The organism is Micrococcus sp. 2A (assembly GCF_039519235.1).
Taxonomy (GTDB): domain Bacteria; phylum Actinomycetota; class Actinomycetes; order Actinomycetales; family Micrococcaceae; genus Micrococcus.
Genome location: NZ_CP154351.1, coordinates 2,489,033 through 2,510,402 on the forward strand (window position 1 = coordinate 2,489,033; position 21,370 = coordinate 2,510,402).

The following is a 21,370-nucleotide window of genomic DNA, read 5'->3' on the forward strand; positions in this document are numbered from 1 at the left end:
GGGCGCACCCGCCAGGCCTAGCGTGGGCTCCAGACCCATCCGATGCAGGAACGAAGGAGAACCTCATGTCGAACGTGCTCATCCTCGGCGGCCACGGCAAGGTGGCCCTGCTGGCCGCCCCGCTGGTCGCCGCCGCCGGCCACACCGTCACCTCAGCCATCCGCGACGCCGCCCAGAGCGCCGACGTCAAGCAGGCCGGGGCCACCCCCCTCGTGCTGGACATCGAGCACGCGGGCGTGGACGAGCTCACCGAGGCCTTCCGGGGGCAGGACGCGATCGTCTTCTCCGCCGGCGCCGGCGGCGGCTCCCCCGAGCGCACCCGCGCCGTGGACCACGACGCCGCCGTCGCGAGCATGCGCGCCGCCGAGGCCGCGGGCGTGCGGCGCTACGTGATGGTCTCCTACCTCGGCGCCTCGCTGGAGCACGGCCTGCCCGAGGACGACGACTTCTTCCCCTACGCCCAGGCGAAGGCCGAGGCGGACGCCGCGCTGCAGGCGACCGACCTGGACTGGACCATCCTGGGCCCCGCCGCGCTCACCCTCGTGGAGCCCACCGGCCGCATCACGGTGGACCCGGACCTCGACGCCCCGGACGCCCCGAGGGGCGAGGTCTCCCGCGGGAACGTGGCCCGCGTGATCGCGGCCGTGCTCGAGGACCCGTCCACGGTGCGCACGCGGATCGAGTTCGTGGACGGCGACACCCCGATCACCGAGGCGGTCGAGGCGGCCTGAGGCCCTTGACGCGCCCCGCCCCGTATGCCCGAATGGGCGCATGAGCCTGTACCTGATCACCGTGTGGCACGCGCCGGGCGTCCACGCCACCGGCGCCGCGTACCAGTCCCCCGAGGAGATGCAGATCGCGCACGAGCGCGTCAGCGCCTACAACGCCATGCTCCAGAACGCCGGCGCCTTCGTGGGCGCGGGCGGCCTGATGCCCCCGGAGGAGGCGCTCGTGGTCGACGCCACCGCCGCGGAGGGGCCGGAGAAGGCGAGCACCGCGGCCGAGGTGCGCGGCGGCATCCTCGCCCGGGGAGACCTGCAGATGGGCGGGTTCTGGATCGTCGAGGCCCCGGACGACGCCGGTGCCCGCACCTACGCCGCCGAGGCCTCCTTCGCGTGCGGGCAGCCCGTGGAGCTGCGCCGCCTCCAGGGCTGACGCCGGTGCGCGAGGGCGCTCCGGAGGGAGGGCCCTCGCTCTGCGAGGTCCCCGAGCTGGCCGATGGCGAACTCGCCCTCCGCGCCGCCGACGGCCGCCACGCGCGCAGCCTCGGCGCGCTCATGCGGGACGTCGAGGTGCAGGTGCTCACCGGCTCCGTCTCCTCCACGGCCGAGGCCGAGGCGCTGGCCCGCGGCGAGGCCGAGCCGGATCTGAGCCCCGCCCAGCTGAGGGCGGTCTATGACCGCTGGGCGGGGGCTGAGGACCGCGCGGTCTGGGCCATCGAGGTGGACGGCGCGGTGGTGGGCGAGGTCCTCCTGCTGGACCTGGACGCGGAGAACCGGGTGGGCGGGATGCGCCTGTGGCTCGCCCGGGAGCGGGACCGCGGGATCGGGACGCGGGCGCTGCGCCTCGTCCTGGACCACGCGTTCGGCACCGTGGGACTGCACCGGGTGGGCCTCGAGGTGTACGCCCACAACCCACGCGCGGTCCACGTCTACAGGAAGCTGGGCTTCGTGCTCGAGGGGACGCTCCGCGAGGCCCTGCTGCTGGACGGGCGCTGGGTGGACTGCCACGTCATGGGGCTCCTGCACCACGAGTGGGCGGCGGCACGGAGGGCGTGACGCACCGCTCAGGCCGGCGTGAGGCGCCGGTCGAGGTCGCCGAGCATCCCCATGAAGCCGGTGAAGCCGGTGAGGATCCCCACCAGCACGAGCCCGACGGTGCGGGAGCCGAGGCGCGGCACGTCCAGGAACGGATAGGGGTACCAGTCGATCCGCCGCCCGCGCGTCATGGTCATGGCGGCCCACAGCAGGGGGATCACGGAGGCGAGGCCGGCCCGGCGGTGCGTGATCTGCCCACGGGGGTCGAAGAGCGCCCACACGGCGGGGGCGAGCACGGGGTTCACCACGTGCTGCAGCGTGTCGTTGACGCGGTAGAGCGCGGTGTCCTCCTCGTGGCCGCGCAGCACGGCGTTGTACACGATGCCCGTGACCATCACGGAGCCCAGCCCCGCGGTGCGCAGGGCCCAGAACGCGTCCGACGTCGGCGCCGTGTCCCGCGCCGCGAGCGTCAGGGAGGTGCCGGCCACGAGCGCGTTGGACAGCCACGTGAAGTAGGCCGGCTGGTTCAGGGCGTGCGCCCACCCGGCGGAGAAGCCGCCCTGGTAGCCCACGCCCGGGATGACCACGGTCGCCTTCCTGGCCCCGATGGAGAACGAGGTGAGGCACCCGACGGCGGGCAGCACGCCGGCGCTCCACCACGCCAGACGCGCGACCGGGCGCGGCGCGACGGCCGCCGTGCGGCGATGACGACGCAGGCGGTGCAGGGAGGAGGGCAGGCTGACGCGGGGGGTGGGAAGGGGCATGGGGGACCTCGCACGAGAACGCGGTGGCGGGACGGAGGAATCCCCCAGTGTTGCATGAACGGAAGATGAACGGAAGTCGTCGAGAGGAAGAACGCACGCGCGGGGGCGCCCGCCCCCGCGCGCACCCCGCCCTCAGACCTCGGCGAGGACCCCGTCCGGATCGTCGATCCGCACGCGGACGCCGTCGGCCTCGAGGCGGTGCACGCCCTCCGCCATGAGCCGCCGCCCCACCTCGGTCACCCGGTCCACCCGCTCGAGGTTCAGCACGACCTCCTCGATGGCCCCGTCCTCCTCGCCGGCCGCCACCGCGTCCTCCAGGGCGCCCCGGCCGACGGCGGTGCACGCCGCCACATCCGGGTGCTCATCCCCGTCCCAGGACCAGCCCCGCTGCCGGCGCTCGCCCGTGCCGAGGTCCGCGAGCGCCGAGACCACGGCGTCCGCGCCGCCGAAGCGGATGACGCCCTGCAGGTGCAGGCGCACGGTGGCGCCCTCGCGGCTGACGTGGCGCACCACGGTGCCGCCCAGGGCGTCGGCCTCCATGATGTGCAGGTTCAGGTCCTCGGACATGCGGCGGCACACCCGCACGCCGCGCAGCGAGCTGCCGTGGGCGTCCAGGCGGGGGGAGAACACGCCGATCCCCACCTGTCCGGGCAGGGCGCCGAGCACGCCCCCGGCCACGCCGGACTTCGCCGGGATCCCCACGTCCACGAGCCACTGCCCGGCGTCGTCGTACATCCCGGAGGAGCTCATGACGGAGAGCACCTGGCGGGCCACGCGCGCCGCGATGACCCGCTCGCCGGTGAGCGGGTGGAGGCCGCCCGCGGCGAGGCACGCGCCCATGAGGGCGAGGTCGCGGGCGGTCACGAGGACGGAGCACTGCGCGATGTACCCGGCGACGACGTCCTCGGCACGGTCCTGGATGATGCCGTGGCTGCGCATCATGTGGCCGAGGGAGAGGTTGCGGTCCGCGGTGGCCAGCTCGGCCTCGTAGGACTCCTGGTCCACCCGCAGTGGCCGGCCGGCGAGCGCGGAGAGCAGGGAGACGAGCCGGTCGATCCGCTCCTGCGGGCGCGCGTCCGGCCCCACGAGGAGCTGGTGCACGGCGATGGCGCCGGCGTTGATCATGGCATTGTCCGGGCGGTGGGACTCCGCCTCGAGGGAGAGCTCGTTGAACGCCTCCCCGGAGGGGTTCAGGGCCACGCGGGCGTCCACCTCGGCGCGGCCGCGGTCCATGAGGGCGGCCGCGTACCCGAACGGCTTGGAGACGGACTGGATGGTGAACTCCGTCTCGTCGTCGCCGGCGGCGTAGAGGTGCCCCGTGACGGTGGCGAGGGCGATGCCCAGCCGGTCCGGGTCCGCGGTGGCCAGCGTGGGGATGTACTGCGCGAGCTCGCCCTCGTTGGAGTCCCGGAGGGAGTCGTGGAGGGAGCGCAGGTAGTCCTGGATCGGGTGACGCATCAGCGGGCCTCCCACCACATGCCGGTGAGGTCCTCGGTGCCGAACGCCCGCACGGGCTCGATCTCGGCGAACCCGAGGCGCGCGTAGAACGGCACGTTGGCCCGGGTGGAGGACTCGAGGTAGATCCCGGTGCCGTCCGCGCGCCGCTGCCGGTGGCGCACGAGGGCGCTCGCCGCGCCCCGGCCGCGGGCCGCGGGAAGGGTCCCGAGGTCCGCGAGGTACCAGTGCGGGACCGTCGGGCGGGCGCGCTCGCACGCGGCCACGGTGAGCGCCATGTCCAGCGCGTGGGCGCCGTGCACGCGCAGCAGGCCGGGCACGGAGGCGACGGCGGCCGGCACGGTGGTGCCGCGCGGCGCGTCCGGCGCCCCCCACAGGGCGGCGGCGAGGACCGTGCCGTCCGCGGGGTCCACGGCGACGTCGACCGCGCCGGGCACCCGCCCGTCGGGCCCGGGAGACAGGGCGTCCCGCACCGCACCGGAGAACTTGCGGGTCAGCCGCTCGACCCTCCGGGCCGCGGGGAGGAAGGAGACCGTGTAGGGGTCGGTGAGGAAGGACTCGGCGAGGACGGACGCCACCCGGCGCACGGTGCTCCCGCGCAGCGCGTCCGGCCGCAGGGTCACCACCTGCACGCGGGCGCGGTCGAGGGCCGGGGAGGGGTCCGGGGAGGTCATGGCCGCCAGTCTAGGGACCGCGGCGCCGTCGCGGCCCGGCGTCACCGGCGCGCGGGGGCCGACGTGATCGGGGACACTGGGGGCCATGACGACGACCCCCGACGTGCTCGCCCTGCTCGAGCGGGAGCTGCCCGGCCGCGTGGACACCGCGGCGGAGGCCCTCGAGGCCGCCCGCACCGACCGATCCGGCCACCGCTCCCCCGCCGCTCCGCTGGCCGTGGTGCGCGCCGGCCGCGTGGAGGACGTGCAGGCCGCGTGCCGGATCGCCCACGCCACGCGGACCCCGCTCGTGACCCGGGGGGCAGGCACGGGGCTGGCCGGGGGCGCCGTCGCCGGGGCGGGCGAGATCGTGCTGGACGTCAGGGCGATGGACCGGATCCTCGAGGTCTCCCCCGCGGACCGCGTCGCCGTCGTCGAGCCCGGGATCCTCAACGGCGCGCTCAACGCGCGCCTGGCCGAGCACGGGCTGTGGTGGGCGCCCGACCCGGCCTCGAAGGACATCTCCACCGTGGGCGGCAACATCGCGATGAACGCGGGCGGGCTGCTGTGCGCCAAGTACGGCGTCACGCGTGAGGCGGTGCTGGGGCTGGACGTGGTGCTCGCCGACGGCACGCTCCTGCGCCTCGGCCACCGCACGGTCAAGGGCGTCACGGGCTACGACCTCACCGCCCTGCTGATCGGCTCGGAGGGCACCCTCGGCGTGATCGTGGGCGCCACGCTCGCGCTGCGCCCGCTCGTCCGGGGCGCCCAGGTGACCCTGGGCGGGTTCTTCTCCGACGTCGTCGCCGCCGCGGCCGCCGCCCAGTCCGTCACGGGCGCGGGCCACGTGCCGGCCCTGATGGAGCTCATGGACGAGGCCACGCTCGCGGCGGTGCGCGCGTACGTCGGCCCGGAGCTGGGCGCGGCGCTGCCCGAGCGCGGCGCGTTCCTGCTGGTGCAGGCCGACGGCGCGGGGGCGGCCGAGGACGGCGCCGCGATGGCGGCCCTGATGGAGACGGCCGGCGGCGCGGTGACCGCCACCGCGGACCCCAGGGAGGCGGAGGCGCTCATGGCCCTGCGCCGCAGCGCGTTCCCCGCCCTCGAGGCGCTCGGCACCCCGCTCGTGGAGGACGTCGCGGTGCCGCGCAGCCGCATGGCGGAGATGTTCGCGCGGATCCGGGAGATCGAGGCGCGCACGGGCGTCGCCATCCCGACGTCGGCCCACGCCGGGGACGGAAACCTGCACCCGGTGCTGGTGTTCGGCTCGGCGGGCGAGGTGGGCGGCGAGGCCGGCACCGCGATCCCGGAGGCCGTGTGGGAGGCGGCGGGCGAGCTGTTCGCCGCCGGACTGGAGCTGGGCGGCACCCTGACCGGAGAGCACGGCGTGGGCCTGCTCAAGCGGGCGTTCCTGAAGGACGAGCTCGGGGAGGCCCAGCACGCGCTGCAGGAGCGGATCAAGGCCGTCTTCGACCCGCACGGGATCCTCAACCCGGGCAAGATGTTCACGCCGGACGCGGCCTGACGGGGCCCGGGCGGCGGCTGTGGAGATCCCAGGGCCCTCCAAGGCGACGGCTCTACGCTCGGGGGCATGCCCGAGGAGCAGCCCCGCACGCCTCCGCCGTCGCCGGAGCGCCCGCCGTCGCCGTCCGAGCGCGCGCCCTCAGCGGCGACGGCCCTGGAGACCCTGCGCCGCACCCCCGTCGCGCAGCTGACGCAGATGCCGCCGGCCATGACGCGGGCCCTCGGCGCCCTGCGGGAGGACTTCGAGCGGTTCGACCTCGAGTACCGCTCCGCCCTGGTGCAGGTGGAGACGCGCCTGGAGACCCTGCAGGACGAGTTCGCCCTGGCGCACGACCACAACCCGATCGAGCACATCGTCACCCGGGTCAAGTCGCCCGAGTCCATCCTGCGCAAGGCCGCCGACCGCGGGCTCTCCCTGGACCTGGACGCCATGCGCCGCACGGTCACGGACATCGCGGGGGCGCGCGTGATCCTCAGCTTCACCGAGGACGTCTACCGCGTGTTCCGCCACTTCACCTCGCAGCCGGACATCCGCCTCGTGGAGGTGGAGGACTACATCGCCTCCCCCAAGCCCAGCGGCTACCGCAGCCTGCACTGCCTCGTGGAGGTGCCGGTGCACTTCTCCACGGGCACGCGCCACGTCACCGTGGAGATGCAGTTCCGCACGATCGCCATGGACTTCTGGGCGTCGCTCGAGCACAAGATCAACTACAAGTTCCAGGGGGACGTGCCCGCCGACATCGCCACGGAGCTCGTGGCCGCCGCCCGCGTGGCGGCGGACCTGGACTGCCGGATGGAGCACCTGCACCGGCAGGTCGCCGAGGGCCCCGGCGACGCGGGTCAGCCCGCCGGCGGCACCGCGTCCGGGGCGAGCGCGTAGATCCAGGCCCGCACCGCCCGGCCGTCCTCGAGGAGGACGTGCGCGTTCGAGCGGCCCGGCGCGAGGGTGCCGCAGACCGCGCGGCGGTGGTCCGAGGACGTCACCTCAGTCAAGGCCGAGCACCCCCCGGAGCTGCTCGAAGGCCTCCGGGACCACGGTGTAGTGCGCCCAGCGACCGCGCTGCTCGCGCGTGAGCAGCCCCGCGTCCACGAGGCGCTTCATGTGATGGCTCACCGTGGACTGCGCGATCCCGAGCTCCGCCGTGAGGTCGCACGCGCACACGTTCTCGCAGCCCTGCGCCGCCACGTGGGAGAGCAGGCGCAGGCGCATGGGGTCCGCGAGGGCCTTGAACACGACGGCGGTCCGTGACGCCGCGTCGGCCGAGAGGGGCGCCGTGGTGAGGGAGCAGCAGTCGGCGGGCAGGGCGCCCGCGTCGGGCCCAGACCCCGGGGGTTCACGCGTGGACAGGGGGGTGCTCATGCGAGCATGCTACTCACATTGACGTCCATCGATCTGTGATCGTCGCGTCCACATGCCCTGCGTCGACGCGACCCCTCGCGTCGCGTCACCGCTCCCCTCCCCCGCCGGACCGACCCGAACAGGCTGACATGACCCCTCCCGTCGTCGCCCCCGCCGCCCGCACCCCTTCCGCCGACCACCATCCCGTCCTCAAGGAGATGTCCTTCCTGGACCGCTGGCTCCCCCTGTGGATCCTGCTGGCCATGGGCCTGGGCCTGCTGCTGGGCAACCTCATCCCCGGCCTCGACCACGCCCTCGAGTCGGTCACGATCGCCAACGTCTCCGTGCCGATCGCCGTCGGCCTGCTCGTGATGATGTACCCCGTGCTGGCCAAGGTCCGCTACGACGAGACGCGGCGCATCACCGCGGACCGCCGGCTCATGGCCACCTCGCTGCTCCTCAACTGGATCGTGGGCCCCGCGCTCATGTTCGGCCTCGCATGGCTCTTCCTGGCGGACCTGCCCGAGTACCGCACGGGCCTGATCATCGTGGGCCTGGCCCGGTGCATCGCCATGGTGCTCATCTGGAACGACCTCGCGTGCGGCGACCGCGAGGCCGCCGCCGTCCTCGTGGCGATCAACTCGGTCTTCCAGGTGCTCGCCTTCGGCGTCCTCGGCTGGTTCTACCTCCAGGTCCTCCCCGCCTGGCTCGGGCTCCCGACGACGTCGGCCGAGTTCTCCGTCGGGGCGATCGTCCTCTCCGTGCTCGTCTTCCTCGGCATCCCGCTGCTCGCCGGCTTCCTGACCCGCACGGTGGGCGAGCGGGCCAAGGGGCGCGACTGGTACGAGAACCGGTTCCTGCCGAAGCTCGGCCCGTGGGCGCTCTACGGCCTGCTCTTCACGATCGTGCTGCTCTTCGCCCTCCAGGGCCAGGCCATCGTCGAGAGCCCCCTCGACGTCGCGCGAATCGCGCTGCCGCTGCTGGCCTACTTCGTGATCATGTTCCTGGGCTCCCTGCTGCTGGCCCGCGCCGTGGGCCTCGACTACGCCCGCGCCACCACGGTGGCCTTCACGGCCTCCGGCAACAACTTCGAGCTGGCCATCGCCGTGGCGATCGGCACGTTCGGCGTCACCTCCGGACAGGCCCTCGCCGGCGTCGTCGGGCCGCTGATCGAGGTGCCCGTGCTCGTGGCCCTCGTCTACGTCTCGATGTGGCTCGGCCGCCGCCTGTTCCCGAACGATCCCACTGTGCCCGGCCCCGTCGTGTCCGGCAGTGCCTCCGAGCCGACCGAGCGCGACGCCGCCGCCCGCCCCTGACGCCCACCTCCCTCCCACCCTCTCCAGGAGAACCCCGTGAACGATCAGCAGACCGCCGCCGCCCGCCCCTCCGTCCTGTTCGTCTGCAGGAAGAACGGCGGCAAGTCCCAGATGGCCGCCGCCCTCATGGAGCGCCTCGCCGGCGACGCCGTGGAGGTGCACTCCGCCGGCACCCACCCCGGTGAGGAGGTCAACGCCCTCGCCGCCGAGTCGGTGGCCGAGGTCGGCGCGGACATGTCCCACGGCACGCCCAAGCCCGTCGACCCCGCGCTCGTGGCCCGCGTGGACCGTGTGGTGGTGCTGGGCGACGAGGCGAAGGTCGAGCCGGCGGAGGGCATGGCCGGGAGCATCGAGACGTGGCGCACCGACGAGCCCTCCGAGCGAGGCGTCGAGGGCGCCGAGCGCATGCGCCTCGTGCGCGACGACATCGACGCGCGCGTGCACGCCCTGTTCGCGGAGCTGACCGGGCAGGCGACGCCGACGGATGACGACGAGGACGCCGAGGACCGTCCCTCCGTGCTCTTCGTGTGCGTGCACAACGCGGGCCGCTCGCAGATGGCTGCCGGCTGGCTCGAGCACCTGGCCGAGGGCCGGGTCGAGGTGCGCTCCGCGGGCTCCGCCCCGAAGGAGGAGGTCAACCCGGCCGCGGTCGCCGCCATGGCGGAGGTGGGGATCGACATCGCCGCGAACACCCCGAAGGTCCTCACCACGGACGCCGTGAAGGACTCCGACGTGGTGATCACCATGGGCTGCGGGGACACCTGCCCCGTCTTCCCCGGCAAGCGCTACGAGGACTGGGCGGTCGAGGACCCGGCCGGCCAGGGCGTCGAGGCCGTGCGCCCGATCCGCGACGAGATCCGCGCGCGCGTGGAGACGCTCGTCAGAGAGCTGCTCCCGCGCCTGTGACCTGCACCATCGCGGACGGGCGATCCCGCAGACCTTGGCACACCTGTGGCCAGATCGTGACCGAAAGACCGCAGGAGCGACGCGGTCTCAGGCTTAGCCTGGACCGGTGCTCTCGTCCCGCCCCGCCCGCCGTCTCCGTCCGCTCGCCGCCGCCGCGCTCGTCGCGGCGATGGCACTGACCGGCTGCTCGAGCGGGTCCCCGGACGGCCCGGCCGCGTCCTCCGCGCCGTCGTCCGGCGCATCGTCGGCGCCGGCCTCCTCCGCTCCTGCCTCCTCGCCCTCGGCGGCAGAGGCCGGCGCGACCGCGACGGAGGGCTCCCCGGAGTGGCCCCGCACCCCCACCCTGGACCGCATGCCGTTCGCCGGCCTCGACGTGAGCACGATCTCGGACTACCACCGCGCCACCCACCTCGTGGTCCCGCAGCTCGCGGGTGCCGAGCCCCTGAACTCGCGCCTGCGCGATCAGGCGCAGCGGCGCGCCGAGCAGTTCTGGTCCGACTCGGAGGGCAGCGAGGTCTCCGTGGCGCCCCCCTCGCTCTCCGGCTCGTGGCAGGCGGTGGGCGTGTCCCGGGACATCGTGGGCGTGCTGACGTCGGTGACGGAGTTCGCGGGTGCGGGCCACTCCATCGAGGAGCGGACCACGTGGTTCGACGCCGCCGCCGGCACGGTGGTCGAGCCCCTGGACCTGGTGTCCTCGGACAGCCGCGGCCTCCTGGAGCAGCGCGTGCGCGCGGCCGTGGACGCCCTCCCCGGCGCCGAGCGGGAGATGAGCCCCTCCAGCGCGGACACCGCGTGGGAGCAGCTCCGCGACGGGGACGTCCGCACGTGGTTCACGCCGGAGGGCGACCTCGCGATCGGCTTCTCGGAGCACACGGTCCTGGCCGGCAGCGCGGGCACGCCCGCGATCACGCTCCCGGCGTCCGACGTCGAGCCGTGGCTCTCCGACGCCGGGCGGGCGGTCCGCACGGCCGTGACCCGGCCCGACGTGGAGGCGTGGAACGCGGCGCATGCCCCCGTCACGGCCGGGCCGACGTCGTCCGCCCCGGCTCTGACACCCCCCGTCACCCCCGCACCGGCGTCCAGCTCCGAGGCCGCGCCCCGTGCGACGCCCACGGCACCCTCCACCCCCAGCGCGACGAAGAAGTCCTCCTCCACCCCCAGCGCGACGAAGAAGCCCTCCTCCGCCCCCAGCGCGACGAAGAAGCCCTCCTCCACCCCGGCCGCGGGCAGGGGCAGGACGGACTGCTCGGTCAAGCGCTGCATCGCCCTGACGTTCGACGACGGCCCCAAGCCCGCGACCGACGCCCGGCTGCTGGAGATCCTGGCCCGTCACGACGTCCGGGCGTCCTTCTTCATGATCGGCTCCTCCGTCGATGCGTTCCCGGGCACCGCGAAGAAGATCAGCGCCGCGGGCCACGAGGTGGGCAACCACACGTACACGCACGCCCTCCTGAAGCCGCTGGGCCGGGCAGCCCTGGACGCCGAGCTCTCGAAGGCCAGCACGGCCATCGAGCACGCGACCGGGGTGCGGCCGGCGGTCATGCGTCCGCCCTACGGCGCCTACAACGCCACGGTCACCACGGCGATCGAGGCCCACGGCATGCGCAAGGCCATGTGGACGGTCGACACGCTCGACTGGAAGCACCGCGACCCCGCCAAGACGCTCGCGATCGTGAAGAAGGAGGCCGCCCCCGGCGGGATCATCCTGATGCACGACATCCACGCCACGACCATCGAGGCCGTGGACCCCGTGGTGACCTGGCTCCAGTCCCAGGGCTACACCCTCGTGACCGTCTCCGACCTGCAGGACGGCTGATGGCCCCGCAGGTCAGACGCGATACCCTGGCCGGGAACGCACCTTCTCCCGGCCCCCAGGACACGAGGAGGCCACCCCATGCGGATCGCTGATCCCGGCCCTGCCGCCCCCGACCCCGGACGCGGCACCCCCAGCGGCCCGGATGCCGTCGACCCGCTCACCGCGGGCCTCGGCGAGCTGCGCCGCCGCTATGCGGAGGCGCTCGGCGCCGAGACGGTGGAGCGCCACGTGCAGGACGCCCTGGCCGACCTGGCGCGTGCCGGCACCACGGGGCCGCACCTGGAGAAGATGGCCGTGCGCTTCGCGGCCTCCCGGCTGGACGCCCTGGCCGAGGCGGAGGGGCTCGTGGACCCACAGGCCCCGCGCGTGCTCTTCGTGTGCGTGCAGAACGCCGGCCGCTCCCAGCTGGCCGCCGCCCTGCTGGCCGAGCACGCCGGCGACGCCGTTCGGGTGCTCTCCGCGGGGTCCCGCCCCGCCGCGCACGTCCACGGCACCGTGGCCCCGCTGCTGGCCGAGCACGGCGCGGACCCGGAGGAGACGTTCCCCAAGCCCATCACCGAGGAGATCCTCCGGACGGCCGACTACGTCATCACCATGGGCTGCGGCGACGAGTGCGAGGTCCACCCGCACACCGTGCACCGGGACTGGCCGGTGGGCGACCCCGCCGAGACCGACTGGGACCGCCTCCAGGAGATCGTGGCGGACATCGAGCGGCGCGTGGCCGAGCTCTGGGCCGAGATCCAGGCGACCCTGCCGCGCTGAACCGCCGGCTCCCGCGTCCCCCGCGCGGCCTCAGGCCCGGCGGCCGAGGCGGGCGAGCAGGCGCTCCTGGCGCGGGGCGCCGTCGGCCACGGGGATCGCGGCCCCGAGGATCCCCGGGGTGTAGGCCCGCTCGCCGAAGCTCTCGAGGGCGGCCTCCACGTGGTCCATCTCCGCGTCCGTGAACTGCTCGTCCACGCCCTGCGAGCGGGCGAGGTCCCAGCGGTGCACGATCAGGTCGAACACGTGGAAGTGCAGCAGCGCCTCGCCCACGGTCATGGCGCCCACCGCGGTGTCCATGGCCCGCTGCGTGAACTCCGGATCGCCCGCGAGGGCGGACATGGCGACCTCGTGCTTGATCCACTGGAGGTGCCTCGGGGAGCGCGAGCCGTCGAACACGGGGACCTCGCGCCCCTGACGGGCGGCGAAGTCGCGCTCCGCGGTGACGACGTGGTCCAGGAGGTCCGCGGCAGTCCAGCCGTCACAGGGGGTGGGCGCGTCCCAGTCGGCCACGGCCTGCACGAGGGCGGTGAACGGGGCGGCGGCGGCGTCCCAGCGGGCTTCGGTCTCGGTGGTGGCCATGGGGTCTCCTGAGGGTCGGTGCGACGCGGACGGCGTGTCCGCGCCGGGAACATGATCCCCCATTCCGGCGCGCGCCGCGCAGCGCCGCCACCGTGGAGGGGGCAAGCGCCTGGGCTGAGGGGCCGCCCTCAGGGCAGCAGGGCCTCGATGACGGTCTCGATGCTCGTGAGCACCGTCTCGCGGTCCACCTCGTCCGGGCGGAGGTGGCGTTCCACCGCGACGGTGTGGACGAGCATCAGCAGGAGCGCGGCCATCCGCGTCAGCTCCGCGTGGTCCGCGCTCGCGAACCACTCGTGGTTCTCGAGCAGCTCCACGAGGAAGGCGCGCCGGCGCTCGCTGAAGGCCGCGTACTCGGCGCCCACCACGTCGTCGCGCAGGGCCACGGCCTGGAACTCGTGGACCAGCACCGGCCACTGGCCCGAGGCGTTCAGGACCGTGGACCCCAGGGCCTCGGCGAGCCGGCGCGTCAGCTCCTCCCGGCCCACCCCCTCCTCGACCAGCGCCGCCGCCACGCCGCGCATCGCCTCCGTGGTGATCCGCTCGAACTCGGTGGCGCACACCTCCGCGAACAGCTGCGGCTTGCCGCCGAAGCCCGAGTACACCGCGCCCTTGGTGTAGCCGGCGTCGGCCGCGATCCGGGCGAGCGACGCCTTCACGTACCCCTCGTGCTCGAACGCCCGGGCGGCGTGGTGCAGGAGGTCGGCGCGCACGTCGGCGCTGCGGGGTCGAACGGCCATGTTGCCCTTTCGGTACCGATGGTATTGAATACTGCATGAATCCAGTACCGATGGTACTGATGCCCGCGCAGCACGGCAAAGCACCCTCGAAGGAGCCCGCCCTGATCCCCGCGACCCCCACCCCCCTCGACCCGCCGGCACGGCGGGTCGCCGCCCGCGCCGCCCAGCACCACCTCGTGGCCCGCGGCCTGACCCTGCGCACCCGGAACGGGACCGTCTTCGCGCCCGTGGACCTGGACCTCCCCGCCCACACGCCGCTCGCCGTCCTGGGCACCCAGGGCTCGGGCCGCTCGGCCCTGCTCCTCGCCCTCACGGGCCGGCTCCAGGGCGTGGACGGGGAGCTGACCCTGGGCCGCATCGACGGCGTCCGCCACGCGCACCGCCTGCGCGAGGCCACGGCCGTGGCCCATGTCGGCGACCTCGTCGAGCTCGAGTCCACCCTCACCGTCCGCGAGTCGCTCGAGGAGCGGATCCTCACGGACGGCATCCGCCGCCGGGACGGCCGCGCGCGGTTCGCCCGGCTCAGCGAGGCCGTCGGCTTCGAGGCCGACCCCGGCACCCCCGTCGGGCACCTCCCGGCACCGGAGCGCACGGTCCTCACCGCGCTGCTCGCGTGCCTGCGCCCCGCCCGGCTCGTGGCCTACGACGACGTCGACGCCACGCTCACGGACGCGCAGCTCGCCCGCGTCTACACCGCCCTCGAGACCCTCGGGGACTTCGGACACCCCTTCGCCGTCAGCGCCCTCACCTCCTCCGCGGTCCCCCGCGGCGCCGTGGTGCTCCCCCTGACCCCCTCCCTGGAGGACTGAATGCTGTTCCGCTATGAGCTGCGCCGGTTCCGCGCCGGGCTGCCCCTGCTCGCCCTGATCTTCGTGCTCCTGGTGCCCGCGATCTACGGTGCCCTCTACCTCTCCGCCAACTGGGACCCCTACGGCCGGATGGACCGCCTCCCCGTGGCGATCGTGAACGAGGACCAGCCCGTGGAGTACGACGGCCGCACCCTCACCACGGGCGCCGACGTCACCCGCGAGCTCGTGGAGGACCGCGCGTTCGACTGGCACGAGACCACGCGCGCAGAGGCCGAGGAGGGCCTGCGGGAGGGCCGCTACTACCTCGTGCTCGAGATCCCGGAGGACCTCAGCGCCGACCTCGTGAGCCCCAGCGACGACGTCGGATCGCCGGAGCAGGCGCAGATCACCCTGCGCCGGGACGACTCCAACGGCTTCGTGATCGGGTCCGTGACCGCCTCGAGCCAGTCCAAGATCGAGAACTCGGTGGACCAGGCCGCCGTCGAGGCCTACTTCAAGGCCGTCTTCTCCAACATCGCCACCCTGCGCGACGGGATGGTGCAGGCCGCCGACGGAGCCGCCCAGCTGGCGGACGGCGCCCGGCAGGCCCGCGACGGGGCCACGTCCATCGACGACGGGCTCGCCCAGGCCAAGGACGGCTCGGGCCGGCTCGTGGAGGGCGTCGCCCAGGCCAAGGAGGGCTCGGCCCAACTCGCCGACGGCGCCCGGAGCGCGAAGGACGGCGCCGACCGCGTCGCCAGCGGGGCCGCCTCCGCCGAGGAGGGCTCCGCGCGGCTCGCCGAGGGCGTGGCCCAGGCCAAGGACGGCTCGGCCGCCCTCGCCGACGGCGCCGGCCAGCTCAACGCCAACGTTCCCGCCCTGCGCGAGGGCGCCCAGAGCCTGGCCGGCGGGCTGGCGCAGCTCGACGACGGCTCGAGCCGGCTCGTGGACGGCCTCGCCTCCGCGCGCGAGGGCTCCGCGGCGCTCGCGGACGGCGCGGACCAGCTGAACGCCAACGTGCCCACCCTCCGGGAGGGCGCGCAGAGTCTGGCCGGCGGGCTCGACGAGCTGGGCGCCGGCTCGGCCGAGCTCACGGACGGCGCGCGGCAGGTGGCCGGGGGCACCCAGGAGCTCTACGACACCGTGGCGCCCCGCCTCGACACCGTGATCGAGAACCAGGACGCGGTGGCGGCCGACGTGGCCGCCGTGAACCAGGACGTGCAAGGGCTGAACGAGATTGCCGGGGCCGCGGAGACCCGCGTCTCGGGCGCCGTCGGCACGGCCCAGGAGCAGCTGGCCGCCCTCGCCGAGGAGAACCCGGAGATCGCCGACCAGCCCGGCTACACCGCGCTGGCCGAGACCCTGGCCGCGGCCGCCGAGCGCTCCGCGCGCATCGAGGCCCGGTCCGCCGAGATCGCCGAGACGTCGGCGGCGGCGAACGATCGGGTGCAGTCCGCCGTGCAGGAGGACGTGGCCGGCGACGCGAAGGACAAGATCACCCGGCTCAACGACGGCGCCCACGCCGTCGCCGACGGTGCCGGCTCCCTGCAGGAGGGGATCGGGCAGGCCGGCGAGGGCGCGAACACCCTCGCCGACGGCGTCGGGAGGTTCTCCGACGGCCTCACCCAGCTCTCCGACGGCGCCACCGCCCTCGACGGCGGCATCGGACAGCTGCAGGACGGCGCGGGCACGCTCAGCGACGGACTCGGCACGGCCCATGATGGCGCGAACAGCCTCGCCGACGGCGTCGGGAAGTTCTCCGACGGGCTCACCCAGCTCTCCGACGGCGCCACCGCGCTCGACGACGGGCTCGGCCAGGCGCAGGACGGCGCCACCGCGCTGCACGACGGCCTGGCGCAGCTGAGCCCGGGTGCCGCGAGTCTCGCGGACGGCGTCGGCCAGCTGGCCGACGGGGCCGGCAGCCTCGACGACGGACTGGGCCAGCTCGGAACCGGAGCCAGCGACCTGGACGCCGGCCTGGGCCAGCTCAAGGACGGCTCGAGCCAGCTGCGGGACGGCCTGGGATCCCTCGACGACGGCGCGCACACGCTCGCCACGGAGCTCCAGGACGGCGCCGACCGGGTCCCGGCGCTCTCCGAGGACGAGGGCGAGGACGCCGCCCTGGTCATGTCCCGCCCCGTGGACGTGACGATGGACGTGCAGAACCCGGCCGACGTCTACGGCCGCGGCATGGCGCCGATGTTCTTCTCGATCGCCCTCTGGGTCTTCGGCATCGCGGCCTTCAACATCATGCGCCCCATCAGCGGACGCATGCTCGCGGGCCGCCGCAATCCCCTCGCCCTCGCCCTCTCGGCCTGGCTGCCGGTGGGGCTGGTGGCCACCGCGGGCGGGATGATCATGCTGCTGGCGACTCTGCCGATGGGCATGGCGCCGGTGCATCCGTGGCGGCTGGTCCTGCTGGTCACGGCGGTGGCGGTGGTGTTCTCGCTGTTCGCCCACCTCGTGCAGACCGCCCTCGGCACGCCCGGTTCCGCGGTCCTGCTGGTCCTGCTGATCCTGCAGCTGGCCTCCACGGGCGGCACGTACCCGGCCCAGGTGCTGCCCGGGTTCTTCCGCTGGCTGCACCCGTTCATGCCGATGAGCTACTCGATCGAGGCGTTCCGGCACGCGATCTCCGGCGGCCTGGACTCCCGCTACTGGGGCCCGATGGCCGTGCTCCTGGCCCTCGGCGCGGTGCTGGTCGTGCTGGACGTGCTCGCGATCCGGAGACGCCAGCGGTTCCGCATGAAGGACCTGCACCCCGCGCTCGAGAAGTGAGCGGCGCGCGCCCGGGACCCCGGGCGCGCGTCCCGGCGCGGGCGACGGGGACGGGACGTCGTGGGTCGACGTCGGGGAGGCGGCGTCGGGAGCGGGTCAGAGCGCGATGAGCCGGGTGAAGTCCGTCTCGGCGTGGCCGGCCACGCGGAAGGTGCGCTCCCCCACGATCCGGAAGCCGATCCGTTCGTAGAACGCGTTGGCCCGGTGGTTGTGCACGTTCGTGCCGAGCCAGCCGTAGGCCAGGCCGCGGGCCCGCATCGCGTCCAGCCCGGCGGCCATGAGGGCGCCCGCCGCGCCCGTGCCGCGTGCCTCCGCGAGCACGTACAGCTTGGAGAGGCAGCCGACGGGCGCGTCCCCGACGACGGCGGCCACGGCCGGCTCGGCGGCCGGGGCGAGCTCCGTCATCACGTAGCCCACGACGCGGCCGGCCGTGTCCTCGGCCACGGCCACCGCGTGGTCGGCCGAGGCGATCCAGCCACCGATCACGTCCGCGTTCAGCTGCGCGGCGATGTGCTCGTCCATCGCCTCCCGCGTGGTGGTCGGCGGGCACGCGTCCGGGAACGTCGCGGCGGCCACGCGCGCGACGGCCGCGGCGTCGCCGGGGACGGCCGGGCGGACGGTCACGGGAGCGGGCGACGCGCGGACGGTCGGCTCGGGCGTCGGATCGGGGTCGGCGGTCATGCGGGGGACGGTACCCGGCGCGCCGGGACGCGCCGCCAGCGTGACGGCCCGCGCCCGTCGCAGGCCCCGGTCCGGTGCTGATGCTCACCTCGGACGCCCACCCGCCACGGGGCCATGCCGGCCGAGGCGCTGGGCTGAGGCCCTGGCGAGACGCCGGGCTCATTCCTCGAGGCAGCGGTCCTCGGGGTCGATCGCGCCCATGATGCGACGCCCGATCACGGCGAGCTGACGCACCTGCGCACGGGTGAGCGGGTCCAGCACGGTGCGGCGGACCTCCGCCACGTGGCCGGGCGCCGCGCCGACCACCACCTCGCGCCCCTCGGCGGTGAGGGTCGCCAGCGTGACGCGCCCGTCCCGAGGGTCGGGGCTGCGGCGCACGAGGCCGCGCTTCTCGAGACGCGTCACCACCTGGGAGAGCCGTGGGAGGGAGCCGGCGGAGAGGTGCGCCAGCTCCCCCATGCGCCGTGTCCCCTTGGGCGCCTCGGAGAGGTGGGAGAGCACCGAGTACTCGAAGTGGCTGAGGCCGGCGTCGCGGCGCAGCTGCGCGTCCAGCGTGGGGTCCAGGCGCAGCACCACGCTCATCAGGGCGAGGAACGCGCGCCGTTCCTCGTCGTCCAGCCAGGGTGTCGTGTCATCCGCCATGCAGCCCATCGTACCCGCGGCCGACGGACCAATCACTTGCACTATGAAGTGTCTGCGGCCTACAGTTCATTAACGGATGAAGCACCACGCCCCGTCGTCGTCCAGGAGGACACCATGACCGCCACCATCCAGGACCCCTGGGCCCAGCCCACCCCCGCCGGCGCCTACGACGACCTGCTCGCCCGCGCCCTGCCGATGACCCGCGCCCAGCGGCGTTGGGAGCCCAGCGACGGGCGCATGCCCACGCTGTTCGTCAGCCACGGTGCGCCGCCCACCCTCGACGAGCCGCAGTGGCTCGCCGACCTGTTCGACTGGGCACAGTCCATGCCCAAGCCGCGGGCCGTGGTGATCGTCTCCGCCCACTGGGAGGACGCACCCGTGGCGATCTCCTCGGCGACGGCAGGCACCCCGCTGGTCTACGACTTCGGCGGCTTCCACCCGCGCTACTACGAGCTGCGGTACGCCACCCCGGACGCCACGGATGTGGCCGCCCGCGTGGCCGGCGTGCTCGGCCAGGGCCGCCCCGGCTCCGTGCACCAGACCGGCCGCGGCCTGGACCACGGCGCGTACATCCCGCTCATGGCCATGTACCCGGCCGCGGACGTGCCCGTGGTGCAGGTGTCCATGCCCTCGCAGGACCCGAAGGCCCTGCTGGAGCTCGGCGAGAGGCTCAGGGGGCTGCGCGAGGAGGGCGTGCTCGTGATCGGCTCGGGCTTCATGACGCACTCGTTCGCCGCCATGCGCGACCCGCGCCTCTTCGGCCACGTGGACGCCTTCGACACGTGGGCCGCCGAGATGACCCACGCCGGCGACGTCGACGCGCTCATGGGCTACCTGGACGAGGCGCCCGGCGCCCGCATCGCCCACCCGACGGCGGACCACTACGTGCCGCTGCTGCTCACCATGGGCGCCGCGAACGACCCCTCGAGCGCCCGGACCGTGTTCGACCGGTTCGTGTTCAGCAACCACATCCGCTCGTTCCAGGTCGACTGACCCGGAGCGCTTCACCCCCCGAAAGGAAGAGGTACCCCCTCATGACCACCCTGAGCATCATCGGCGACGGCACCATGGGCACCGCGATCGCGGAGGTCGCCCGCCGCGGCGGTCACGACGTCACCCTCATCGGCCGCGACGGCACCGCCGCGGACATCACCGGCGAGATCGTCGTGCTGGCCCTGCCCTACCCGGCCCTCTCCGACGTCATCACGACGTACGCCCCCGCCCTCGAGGGCAAGGTCGTCGTGGACATCACCAACCCGCTGGACTTCGACACCTTCGACTCCCTGCAGGTGCCCGCGGACTCCTCCGCCGCCGCCGAGGTGGCCGACGCCCTGCCGAACGCGCGCGTCCTCAAGGCCTTCAACACCACCTTCGCCGCCGTCCTCTCCTCCGGGAGGATCGGCGACCAGACCACCACCGTGCTGATCGCCGGTGACGACGCGGACGCCAAGTCCGCGCTGGCCGACGTCGTGACCTCGGGCGGCCTGAACGCGATCGACGCGGGCGCCCTGAAGCGCGCCCGCGAGCTCGAGGCCGTCGGCTTCCTGCAGCTCACGCTCGCCGCCGCCGAGAGGATCGGCTGGACCGGCGGCTTCGCCACCGTGCGCTGACCCTGCACGTCCCCGGACCGAGGGGCTCATGCCACACTGACGGTGTGAGCCCCTCGTCCGTGCGCCGGCCCTCCCCGGCGGCCGCTGCACTGGCCGCCCTCGGCGCCATGCTCGCGCTCGTGGTCCTGGTCAGCGCGCTCCTCGCGTTCGGCCCCGGCGGCGCCGCCGCCCCCGGGGAGGGCCCGACGTCGGCCGCACCGTCGTCGACCGCTTCGCCCTGACGCGCGGAGCAGGCCCTGGAACGAGCCGGAGGTGGGAGCGGCGGCGACCGTCGGCGCCGCCGATCAGATCCCTGACAGGCCCCGCACCAGAGCCACCGTGCCCCCGACGCCGGCCAGGCAGACGGCCAGGGTCCGCGCCTTCGAGGCGTCCACGCTCCGCGCGACGCGGGAGCCGAGGAGGATCCCCACGGGACCGGCGACGACGGCGACCGCCCAGACGAGTCCGGGCACGTCGACGTCGGGGGGCACCGCCGTGCCGAACAGCGACTTCGTGGCGAGGGAGGTGAGGTTGGCCAGCAGGAAGATCGGCTGCAGGGTGGCCGCCCAGGACTTCTGATCCCACTTGGCCGCCACCGCGTAGACCGCGAGCGCGGGACCGGCGACGCCCGCCGTCGTGTTCATGAAGCCGGCCACCGCCCCCGACGCGAAGACCGCGCCGTTGCCGGTGAGGGTGAAACGCTTCTGGAGGCCGAGGGCGGCGGCGATCGCGACCAGCACGGACGCGCCGAGCAGGATCTCCAGGGCGTGCGGCTCGAGGGAGCGCACCGCCCAGGCACCGAGGAACGAGCCGCAGACCAGCAGGGGGGCCAGGCGGACGAAGCGCGCCCAGTCCACGTGCCTGTGGAGGAGTGCGAAGAGGATGGCCGCGGACATCACGGCCGCCACGTTGGAGATCGTCACGCCGGCCACGGGGCCGAGCAGGATCGAGAGGGTCGGCGCGGCGATCATGCCCACGCCCATGCCGCTGATCCGCTGCAGCGCGCCGCCGACCGTGATGGCCAGCAGCACGACGAGGGCCATGGTGAGCGTGCCGGCGTCGAGTCCCATGGGCAGAAGTCTCCTCCGGATTCTGGGCGAGTCTCGACGAGCGACTCGCCCACCACCGTGTGACCGATGAGCACGTCGCCCAGAACCCGAGAGCGAACGGGGCCCTGGCGGCGTACACGGCCGCTTCCCCGGGCGTCTGGCGGGCCTCGAGGCGTTCCTCACCCGCTGACCCCCGCCCCCGCCCAGCCCAGCCCAGCCCAGCCCAGCCCAGCCCAGC

Annotated in this window: 24 protein-coding genes and 1 pseudogene; 15 read left to right on the top strand and 10 right to left on the bottom strand. The window is 74.4% G+C overall.

Annotated elements, in window-relative coordinates; all coding sequences use genetic code 11:
* The first annotated feature begins 65 nt into the window (after positions 1–65).
* From AAG742_RS11545 to AAG742_RS11555, 3 genes are read left to right on the top strand one after another with little or no spacing between them, the layout of a single operon-like run.
* Entirely contained in the window at positions 66–731 is a 666-nt protein-coding gene (locus AAG742_RS11545) for an NAD(P)H-binding protein (RefSeq protein WP_298714360.1), read from the top strand.
* Positions 732–771: 40 nt separating this feature from the next.
* A complete protein-coding gene (locus AAG742_RS11550) occupies positions 772–1,155 on the top strand; it encodes a hypothetical protein (RefSeq protein ID WP_298714362.1) in 384 nt (127 codons plus the stop codon).
* A 5-nt stretch (positions 1,156–1,160) separates the two neighbouring features.
* Entirely contained in the window at positions 1,161–1,778 is a 618-nt protein-coding gene (locus AAG742_RS11555; RefSeq protein ID WP_298714365.1) for a GNAT family protein, read from the top strand.
* 8 nt (positions 1,779–1,786) lie between these two features.
* Here the strand turns inward: AAG742_RS11555 and AAG742_RS11560 are convergent, their stop codons facing one another.
* The 3 genes from AAG742_RS11560 to AAG742_RS11570 all read right to left on the bottom strand — a co-directional run bounded on the left by AAG742_RS11560 (position 1,787) and on the right by AAG742_RS11570 (position 4,650).
* Entirely contained in the window at positions 1,787–2,521 is a 735-nt protein-coding gene (locus AAG742_RS11560; RefSeq protein ID WP_298714368.1) for a Pr6Pr family membrane protein, read from the bottom strand.
* 132 nt (positions 2,522–2,653) lie between these two features.
* The gene (glsA, locus tag AAG742_RS11565; RefSeq protein ID WP_298714371.1) at positions 2,654–3,979 is read right to left on the bottom strand and encodes a glutaminase A; all 1,326 of its coding nucleotides are present in this window, start codon (positions 3,977–3,979) and stop codon (positions 2,654–2,656) included.
* Positions 3,979–4,650 (bottom strand): GNAT family N-acetyltransferase, encoded by a 672-nt coding sequence (locus AAG742_RS11570; RefSeq protein ID WP_298714374.1) that lies wholly within the window; start codon positions 4,648–4,650, stop codon positions 3,979–3,981. The genes glsA and AAG742_RS11570 overlap by 1 nt, the downstream gene beginning before the upstream one ends.
* Positions 4,651–4,735: 85 nt before the next feature.
* Between AAG742_RS11570 and AAG742_RS11575 the strand changes: the two genes are divergently transcribed.
* Together AAG742_RS11575 and AAG742_RS11580 are read left to right on the top strand one after the other, a co-directional pair.
* Complete coding sequence (locus AAG742_RS11575) at positions 4,736–6,151, top strand: FAD-linked oxidase C-terminal domain-containing protein (protein ID WP_298714377.1); 1,416 nt, start codon at positions 4,736–4,738, stop codon at positions 6,149–6,151.
* A 66-nt stretch (positions 6,152–6,217) separates the two neighbouring features.
* Positions 6,218–7,030, top strand: coding sequence for a GTP pyrophosphokinase family protein (locus tag AAG742_RS11580; protein WP_298714381.1), 813 nt, complete (start codon positions 6,218–6,220; stop codon positions 7,028–7,030).
* On the opposite strand, the gene AAG742_RS11585 is transcribed toward AAG742_RS11580, so the two are convergent.
* Both AAG742_RS11585 and AAG742_RS11590 read right to left on the bottom strand, forming a co-directional pair.
* Entirely contained in the window at positions 6,991–7,143 is a 153-nt protein-coding gene (locus AAG742_RS11585; protein ID WP_298714384.1) for a hypothetical protein, read from the bottom strand. The two genes, AAG742_RS11580 and AAG742_RS11585, sit on opposite strands and share 40 nt — an antisense overlap.
* Positions 7,136–7,510, bottom strand: coding sequence for a metalloregulator ArsR/SmtB family transcription factor (locus AAG742_RS11590; RefSeq protein WP_298987679.1), 375 nt, complete (start codon positions 7,508–7,510; stop codon positions 7,136–7,138). Before AAG742_RS11590 ends, AAG742_RS11585 begins: the two co-directional genes overlap by 8 nt.
* A 128-nt stretch (positions 7,511–7,638) precedes the next feature.
* On the opposite strand from AAG742_RS11590, the gene arsB reads away from it, so the two are divergent.
* From arsB to AAG742_RS11615, 5 genes and pseudogenes are all read left to right on the top strand, one after another.
* On the top strand, positions 7,639–8,805 hold the full coding sequence (gene arsB / locus AAG742_RS11595) for an ACR3 family arsenite efflux transporter (RefSeq protein ID WP_298714390.1): 1,167 nt from the start codon (positions 7,639–7,641) through the stop codon (positions 8,803–8,805).
* Between the two features lie 36 nt (positions 8,806–8,841).
* Positions 8,842–9,243 (top strand): annotated as a pseudogene (locus AAG742_RS11600) (low molecular weight phosphatase family protein); the annotation flags it as partial.
* A 21-nt stretch (positions 9,244–9,264) separates the two neighbouring features.
* On the top strand, positions 9,265–9,711 hold the full coding sequence (locus tag AAG742_RS11605) for an arsenate reductase ArsC (RefSeq protein ID WP_298714519.1): 447 nt from the start codon (positions 9,265–9,267) through the stop codon (positions 9,709–9,711).
* Between the two features lie 106 nt (positions 9,712–9,817).
* A complete protein-coding gene (locus AAG742_RS11610) occupies positions 9,818–11,527 on the top strand; it encodes a polysaccharide deacetylase family protein (RefSeq protein ID WP_298714393.1) in 1,710 nt (569 codons plus the stop codon).
* A gap of 78 nt (positions 11,528–11,605) precedes the next feature.
* On the top strand, positions 11,606–12,289 hold the full coding sequence (locus AAG742_RS11615; RefSeq protein ID WP_298714396.1) for a low molecular weight phosphatase family protein: 684 nt from the start codon (positions 11,606–11,608) through the stop codon (positions 12,287–12,289).
* A 30-nt stretch (positions 12,290–12,319) separates the two neighbouring features.
* On the opposite strand, the gene AAG742_RS11620 is transcribed toward AAG742_RS11615, so the two are convergent.
* On the bottom strand, positions 12,320–12,868 hold the full coding sequence (locus AAG742_RS11620; protein WP_298714399.1) for a TIGR03086 family metal-binding protein: 549 nt from the start codon (positions 12,866–12,868) through the stop codon (positions 12,320–12,322).
* 128 nt (positions 12,869–12,996) lie between these two features.
* Entirely contained in the window at positions 12,997–13,605 is a 609-nt protein-coding gene (locus AAG742_RS11625) for a TetR family transcriptional regulator (protein WP_298714402.1), read from the bottom strand.
* Positions 13,606–13,664: 59 nt separating this feature from the next.
* Between AAG742_RS11625 and AAG742_RS11630 the strand changes: the two genes are divergently transcribed.
* A complete protein-coding gene (locus AAG742_RS11630) occupies positions 13,665–14,414 on the top strand; it encodes an ATP-binding cassette domain-containing protein (protein ID WP_298714405.1) in 750 nt (249 codons plus the stop codon).
* Positions 14,415–17,171, top strand: a complete 2,757-nt coding sequence (locus AAG742_RS11635; protein ID WP_298714408.1) for a YhgE/Pip domain-containing protein — start codon at positions 14,415–14,417, stop codon at positions 17,169–17,171.
* A gap of 96 nt (positions 17,172–17,267) precedes the next feature.
* Here AAG742_RS11635 and AAG742_RS11640 read toward each other — a convergent pair whose 3' ends face one another.
* Both AAG742_RS11640 and AAG742_RS11645 read right to left on the bottom strand, forming a co-directional pair.
* Positions 17,268–17,852: a GNAT family N-acetyltransferase gene (locus AAG742_RS11640; RefSeq protein WP_298714411.1), complete on the bottom strand. Its 585-nt coding sequence runs from the start codon at positions 17,850–17,852 to the stop codon at positions 17,268–17,270.
* Positions 17,853–18,011: 159 nt separating this feature from the next.
* A complete protein-coding gene (locus AAG742_RS11645) occupies positions 18,012–18,494 on the bottom strand; it encodes a MarR family transcriptional regulator (RefSeq protein ID WP_298714414.1) in 483 nt (160 codons plus the stop codon).
* Between the two features lie 114 nt (positions 18,495–18,608).
* Between AAG742_RS11645 and AAG742_RS11650 the strand changes: the two genes are divergently transcribed.
* Genes AAG742_RS11650 through AAG742_RS11660 form a run of 3 tightly spaced genes read left to right on the top strand, consistent with a single transcriptional unit; the run spans position 18,609 to position 20,325 of the window.
* A complete protein-coding gene (locus tag AAG742_RS11650; protein WP_298714417.1) occupies positions 18,609–19,487 on the top strand; it encodes a class III extradiol ring-cleavage dioxygenase in 879 nt (292 codons plus the stop codon).
* Positions 19,488–19,528: 41 nt separating this feature from the next.
* Entirely contained in the window at positions 19,529–20,104 is a 576-nt protein-coding gene (locus tag AAG742_RS11655) for an NADPH-dependent F420 reductase (RefSeq protein ID WP_298714420.1), read from the top strand.
* A gap of 44 nt (positions 20,105–20,148) precedes the next feature.
* Positions 20,149–20,325, top strand: coding sequence for a hypothetical protein (locus AAG742_RS11660; RefSeq protein ID WP_298714423.1), 177 nt, complete (start codon positions 20,149–20,151; stop codon positions 20,323–20,325).
* 63 nt (positions 20,326–20,388) lie between these two features.
* Here the strand turns inward: AAG742_RS11660 and AAG742_RS11665 are convergent, their stop codons facing one another.
* Positions 20,389–21,153: a sulfite exporter TauE/SafE family protein gene (locus AAG742_RS11665; RefSeq protein WP_248115798.1), complete on the bottom strand. Its 765-nt coding sequence runs from the start codon at positions 21,151–21,153 to the stop codon at positions 20,389–20,391.
* Positions 21,154–21,370: the final 217 nt, after the last annotated feature.

Excerpts from the sequence above, each read along its gene's own strand:
- AAG742_RS11545 (WP_298714360.1), top strand. The coding sequence starts at position 66 with ATGTCGAACGTGCTCATCCTCGGCGGCCACGGCAAGGTGGCCCTGCTG.
- AAG742_RS11550 (WP_298714362.1), top strand. The coding sequence starts at position 772 with ATGAGCCTGTACCTGATCACCGTGTGGCACGCGCCGGGCGTCCACGCC.
- AAG742_RS11560 (WP_298714368.1), bottom strand. The coding sequence starts at position 2,521 with ATGCCCCTTCCCACCCCCCGCGTCAGCCTGCCCTCCTCCCTGCACCGC.
- glsA (WP_298714371.1), bottom strand. The coding sequence starts at position 3,979 with ATGCGTCACCCGATCCAGGACTACCTGCGCTCCCTCCACGACTCCCTC.
- AAG742_RS11570 (WP_298714374.1), bottom strand. The coding sequence starts at position 4,650 with ATGACCTCCCCGGACCCCTCCCCGGCCCTCGACCGCGCCCGCGTGCAG.
- AAG742_RS11575 (WP_298714377.1), top strand. The coding sequence starts at position 4,736 with ATGACGACGACCCCCGACGTGCTCGCCCTGCTCGAGCGGGAGCTGCCC.
- AAG742_RS11580 (WP_298714381.1), top strand. The coding sequence starts at position 6,218 with ATGCCCGAGGAGCAGCCCCGCACGCCTCCGCCGTCGCCGGAGCGCCCG.
- AAG742_RS11590 (WP_298987679.1), bottom strand. The coding sequence starts at position 7,510 with ATGAGCACCCCCCTGTCCACGCGTGAACCCCCGGGGTCTGGGCCCGAC.
- arsB (WP_298714390.1), top strand. The coding sequence starts at position 7,639 with ATGACCCCTCCCGTCGTCGCCCCCGCCGCCCGCACCCCTTCCGCCGAC.
- AAG742_RS11615 (WP_298714396.1), top strand. The coding sequence starts at position 11,606 with ATGCGGATCGCTGATCCCGGCCCTGCCGCCCCCGACCCCGGACGCGGC.
- AAG742_RS11620 (WP_298714399.1), bottom strand. The coding sequence starts at position 12,868 with ATGGCCACCACCGAGACCGAAGCCCGCTGGGACGCCGCCGCCGCCCCG.
- AAG742_RS11625 (WP_298714402.1), bottom strand. The coding sequence starts at position 13,605 with ATGGCCGTTCGACCCCGCAGCGCCGACGTGCGCGCCGACCTCCTGCAC.
- AAG742_RS11630 (WP_298714405.1), top strand. The coding sequence starts at position 13,665 with ATGCCCGCGCAGCACGGCAAAGCACCCTCGAAGGAGCCCGCCCTGATC.
- AAG742_RS11635 (WP_298714408.1), top strand. The coding sequence starts at position 14,415 with ATGCTGTTCCGCTATGAGCTGCGCCGGTTCCGCGCCGGGCTGCCCCTG.
- AAG742_RS11640 (WP_298714411.1), bottom strand. The coding sequence starts at position 17,852 with ATGACCGCCGACCCCGATCCGACGCCCGAGCCGACCGTCCGCGCGTCG.
- AAG742_RS11645 (WP_298714414.1), bottom strand. The coding sequence starts at position 18,494 with ATGGCGGATGACACGACACCCTGGCTGGACGACGAGGAACGGCGCGCG.
- AAG742_RS11650 (WP_298714417.1), top strand. The coding sequence starts at position 18,609 with ATGACCGCCACCATCCAGGACCCCTGGGCCCAGCCCACCCCCGCCGGC.
- AAG742_RS11655 (WP_298714420.1), top strand. The coding sequence starts at position 19,529 with ATGACCACCCTGAGCATCATCGGCGACGGCACCATGGGCACCGCGATC.
- AAG742_RS11665 (WP_248115798.1), bottom strand. The coding sequence starts at position 21,153 with ATGGGACTCGACGCCGGCACGCTCACCATGGCCCTCGTCGTGCTGCTG.